The sequence below is a fragment of the Paenibacillus sp. DS2015 genome, assembly GCF_050433705.1.
Taxonomy (GTDB): Bacteria; Bacillota; Bacilli; order Paenibacillales; family Paenibacillaceae; genus Paenibacillus_AQ.
This window is the reverse complement of record NZ_JBNPWS010000095.1, coordinates 1-1,122: the sequence shown is the minus strand read 5'-3', so window position 1 is coordinate 1,122 and position 1,122 is coordinate 1. Positions and strand designations below refer to the sequence as shown.

Below are 1,122 nucleotides of genomic sequence, written 5' to 3'. Positions count from 1 at the left end.
GACTTCTATGTATCTACATCTGACCCATGCTCAAGTCCTCGGGTTGAAAAGCCCCTTAGATCTTCCTCTCGGAGGTGATCATCATGGTTGAGTTACAGCAGATTTTTTCGAGCTTCGCTGACGCCTTTCTCGCTACCCATCCCGTTCATTTGGAAGGCATCAAGGCCATTCAGTCTATCCAATCTTGTAGAACTGCCGCGTTGGGTGGGCATGTCGACCAATGTCATTCTTGCGAGGATTTGAAGGTATCCTACAACTCCTGCCGCAATCGTAATTGTCCCAAATGTGGCAATTTAAAAAAAGAGCAATGGATTCTAGATCGAACTTCTGAGCTCTTACCTGTTCCTTATTTCCACACTGTTTTTACTGTCCCTCACACGTTGAATCCTTTATTTCTAGCCAACCCCAAGCTCATGCACACCATTCTTTTTAAAGCTGCTTCTGAGACACTATCCAAGTTAGCCTTGGACCCAAAGTTTCTTGGTGCACAAATCGGTGTGACTATGGTATTGCATACATGGGGTCAAAATTTGTCTTTCCATCCTCATGTCCACTGCATTGTACCCGGCGGTGGTCTTTCGCCTTCTGGCTGTTCTTTTATGCGCTCGAAGAAAAAGTTCTTTATTCCCGTGAGAATCCTCTCTAGGGTTTTTCGAGGTAAATTTCTTTATTTCATGAAAAAGGCTTACGCGGATCAAAAGCTGAGATTTACTGGATCCTCACTGCCCTACGCTGAAGAATCTTCATTTTTCACTTTATTAGATTCACTCTATGAACCGGATTGGGTCGTCTACTGTAAGAAACCGTTTAAAAGTTCCTTTCACGTCGTCAAATATTTAAGTCGGTACACGCACAAGACGGCGATTTACAACAATCGGATCCAATCCATGGATGATCGGACAGTAACTTTTCATTATCGGGATTACAAAGATGACGGGAAAGTGAAGCCTCTGACACTGGATGCGATGGAGTTTATGCGGAGATTCATGATGCATGTGCTACCTTCTGGTTTTCAGAAAATTAGATATTATGGCTTTCTCAGCAACGCCAATCGAAAAACAAAACTACTGAAGTGTTTGCGTCTAACTCGTACGCCTATTAAACCCAAAGTAAAATTAACAG

General features: G+C 43.0%; 1 protein-coding gene. It reads left to right on the top strand.

Annotated elements, in window-relative coordinates; genetic code table 11:
- Positions 1 to 83 precede the first annotated feature (83 nt).
- A partial coding sequence (locus J2T13_RS26290; RefSeq protein WP_429375670.1) for an IS91 family transposase occupies positions 84 to 1,122 on the top strand: 1,039 nt, incomplete at its 3' end.